The organism is Arthrobacter sp. Hiyo1 (genome assembly GCF_001263615.2).
Lineage (GTDB): Bacteria > Actinomycetota > Actinomycetes > Actinomycetales > Micrococcaceae > Arthrobacter.
This window is the reverse complement of the sequence record NZ_DF952472.1, coordinates 463,525-467,423: the sequence shown is the minus strand read 5'-3', so window position 1 is coordinate 467,423 and position 3,899 is coordinate 463,525. Positions and strand designations below refer to the sequence as shown.

General features: G+C 63.6%; 2 protein-coding genes and 1 pseudogene. All 3 read left to right on the top strand.

The genetic code is table 11. From position 1 onward, the window contains the following. A pseudogene (gene recN, locus AHiyo1_RS15640) lies at window positions 1–1,391 on the top strand (DNA repair protein RecN); the annotation flags it as partial. A gap of 212 nt (window positions 1,392–1,603) precedes the next feature. Continuing rightward, window positions 1,604–3,346 carry a CTP synthase gene (locus AHiyo1_RS15635; protein ID WP_059389171.1) on the top strand — a complete coding sequence of 581 codons (1,743 nt, stop codon included), beginning with the start codon at window positions 1,604–1,606 and terminating at the stop codon, window positions 3,344–3,346. A gap of 26 nt (window positions 3,347–3,372) precedes the next feature. Further along, the coding region (locus AHiyo1_RS15630) for an NUDIX domain-containing protein (RefSeq protein WP_059389172.1) at window positions 3,373–3,899 on the top strand (527 nt) is incomplete at its 3' end.

The following is a 3,899-nucleotide window of genomic DNA, read 5'->3' as shown; positions in this document are numbered from 1 at the left end:
GCCCGTCGGCGTGCTGGCGGAACTTGGCGAGAGCCTCGTGGTGGTGCATGGCCAGTCGGACCAGATCCGGCTCAAGGGTGCCGTGGCGCAGCGGCACGCATTGGACCGCTTCGCCGGGGCAGAGCTCGCGGCGATGCTCACCGAATACCAGGAGCTTTACGGCCATTGGAAATCCAGCCAGGCAGAGCTCGACACACTCCGCGGCGAGGCCCGCGAAAGGCTGCGCGAGGCGGAATCGCTCGCGGTCGCGCTCAACGAAATCGACGACGTCGATCCCCAGCCGGGTGAGGACGAGTCCCTCAAGGCCGAGGCCGTGAAGTTGGCGAACGTGGAAGAGCTCCGCATCGCCGCCGCGGCAGCACATGAAGCACTGATCTCGGAGGAATTCGGCGAAACGGCCGATGCCACGACTCTGATTGACTCTGCCAAACGTGCGCTCGACCAGGTTTCCGAGCATGACGAATCGTTGGCGGGAGCCGCCGCAAGGCTCGCCGAGATCGGCTTCCTCGTCAACGACATCGCGGGGGGAGCTGTCCAGCTACCAAGCGTCCCTGGACTCCGAGGGACCCGAACGGCTTTCGGAGATCGAGGAGCGGCGCGCAGCGCTGGCCAAACTCATCCGCAAGTACGCTCCGAGCATCGACGAGGTCCTGGAATGGGCGGCAGCTTCGAGGACCCGCCTGGATGAACTGCAGGATGACTCGAGCCGGATCGAAGCGCTTGACGCCGAGGTGGTTGCTGCGGAGTCGACGCTGCGAAAGCAGGCCACGCGCATCTCGAAGTCGCGCTCGAAGGCAGCCAAGGAGCTCTCCGCGCGCGTGAGTGCGGAACTCACTGCCCTTGCGATGGCCGATGCAACCCTGGTGATCGAGGTGGACAGCCAAGGACAGCTGGGGCCGCACGGCATCGACGACATCTCCTTCCTCCTGCAACCGCACTCAGGCGCCCCGGCACGCCCCCTCGGCAAGGGCGCGTCCGGTGGTGAGTTGTCCCCGCGTCATGCTCGCCATCGAAGTGGTCCTCGCAGCCGTGGATCCGGTGCCGACCTTCGTCTTTGACGAAGTGGATGCCGGAGTGGGCGGGCGTGCCGCCGTCGAGATCGGACGCCGGCTTGCCATGCTGGCCCGCCACGTCCAGGTGCTGGTGGTAACCCACCTGCCGCAGGTGGCCGCCTTCGCCGACCAGCACATTCGGGTCACCAAGACCTCAGTCCGGGGAAGCGACGGAAAGACCGCTTCTGGCTTCACGTCCAGCGACGTCCAGCTCCTCGATGACGAAGAACGCGTGAAGGAGCTTGCAGGATGCTCGCGGGGCAGGAAGACTCGGAGTCTGCGCGCGCGCATGCCCAGGAGTTGCTGGACGACGCCAAACTGCTGCCCCAGCAGGCATAGAAGCCCGGCCGCAGCCTGGAACATCGGTCACATGCGCGCCTTCGTCGGGCTGGGAGACCGCTTCGGCGGTCCCGGTGCCGGGCGGCGGATTCCCAGCCGCCCGGCCTGTTTTTACCGGTCCGGGTGGACTTTACTCTTGATCCTTGCCCCACGGCAGGGGACTATTGAGCATTTGGGAAAACGGCAAAGCGGATCCTTTGGAGGCGCAATTGATGATAGGCTCGAATTCCGTGGTGCAGCGATCAAATTCCCGTGTAAATTCCCGGTTCCCGGGCTCGTCCAAGACGACCAAACACATCTTTGTCACTGGCGGTGTGGCGTCCTCGCTCGGTAAGGGACTGACGGCTTCGAGCCTCGGCCACCTGCTGCGGGCACGCGGTTTGTCTGTAACTATGCAGAAGCTCGATCCCTATCTCAACGTGGATCCGGGCACGATGAACCCCTTCCAGCACGGCGAAGTCTTCGTCACTGACGACGGCGCCGAAACCGACCTCGACATCGGACACTACGAGCGCTTCCTTGATGAGAACCTCGAGGGCTCGGCCAACGTCACAACCGGCCAGATCTACTCGACTGTCATCGCCAAGGAACGGCGTGGTGAGTACCTCGGCGACACCGTCCAGGTCATTCCGCACATCACGGACGAGATCAAGCGCCGCATGCGCCTCCCCGCTGAGGGCAAAAACGCTCCGGACGTCATCATCACCGAAATCGGCGGCACCGTGGGCGACATCGAGTCGCAGCCTTTCCTCGAGTCCGCGCGCCAGGTCCGCCAAGACATCGGCCGCAACAACGTCTTCTTCCTGCATGTCTCCTTGGTGCCGTACATCGGACCCTCGCAGGAACTGAAGACCAAACCAACACAGCACTCTGTTGCCGCGCTGCGTTCCCTCGGCATCCAGCCGGAAGCGATCGTGATCCGTTCGGACCGCGAAGTGCCTGACGCCATGCGCGAAAAGATTGGCCGCATGTGCGACGTCGATATCGACGCCGTGATCAACGCCGCCGATGCGCCGAGCATCTACGACATCCCCAAGACGCTGCACACCCAGGGCCTTGACTCCTACGTTGTCCGAGCCCTGGATCTCCCGTTCAAGGACGTCGACTGGACCAGTTGGGACAAGCTCCTCGAAGCTGTCCACAACCCCAAGCACCACGTAGAAGTTGCCCTCGTGGGCAAGTACATCGACCTCCCGGACGCTTACCTGTCCGTGACCGAGGCCTTGCGTGCCGGCGGTTTTGCGAACGAAACCAAGGTCAAGATCCGCTGGGTCCCCTCGGACGAATGCGAAACCCTCGAAGGCGCCACCAAGTCCTTGGCCGGCGTCGACGCCATTTGCGTTCCCGGCGGCTTCGGTATCCGTGGCCTCGAGGGCAAGCTTGGTGCGCTCAAGTTCGCCCGCGAGACAAAGCTTCCGGTGCTGGGCCTGTGCCTCGGTCTCCAGTGCATGGTCATTGAGTACGCCCGCAACGTGGTCGGCCTCGAGGGGGCGTCCTCCAGCGAGTTCGAACCCGACTCCAAATACCCGGTCATCGCCACGATGGAAGAACAGCTCGACATCGTGGACGGCAAGGGCGACCTTGGCGGCACGATGCGCCTGGGCCTTTACGAAGCCAAGTTGGATGAAGGCTCCGTGGTTGCAGAGACCTATGGCGCAACAACCGTCAGCGAGCGTCACCGGCACCGCTACGAGGTCAACAACAAGTACCGCGAGCAGATCGCCTCCGAGGGACTCGTGTTCTCCGGTACGTCTCCCGATGGCAAGCTGGTTGAGTTCGTGGAACTGCCGCGTGACGTACACCCGTACTATGTGGCAACACAGGCCCACCCCGAACTCAGCTCCCGCCCGACGCGCCCGCACCCGCTGTTTGCCGGCCTCGTGAAGGCCGCGCTGGAGCGTCAGTCCGGCGTGGACTCGGTAGCAAAGTCAGCCCGCAAGGTCGCTGCGAAGTAATCGCTCACACAAACGAAGGACGCGCGATGCCCGGTATTTCTGAAACCCCCAGCACTTTTCGGAAGGTTTCGGACATGCCGAGCCCGCGCCGTCTTTTGTCGTCCAGCAAGGTCTATGAAGGCCGTATTTGGGACGTCGTGAGCGACGCCTTCGAGCTGGGTGAAGACACGGGCACTTTGGTCCGCGACTACATCGACCATCCCGGCGCCGTCGCGGTGCTGCCGATGAACGTCGACGGCGAGATCCTGTTGCTCAAGCAATACCGCCACCCGGTGGGCATGGACCTGTGGGAGATTCCTGCCGGGCTCCTTGACGTGGCCGGCGAGGACTTCGTGGTCGGCGCGGCCAGGGAGCTCGCGGAAGAGGCCGATCTTACGGCTGCCACGTGGAATGTCCTCGCGGACTTCTTCAATTCGCCCGGCTCCTCGAGCGAGGCGATTCGCATCTATCTGGCACGCGGATTGGGAGACGTTCCCGAGGCGGAACGGCACGTCCGCACGGATGAAGAGGCCGAAATCGAACTCGTGTGGGTCACGCTTGACGAGGCGGTTTC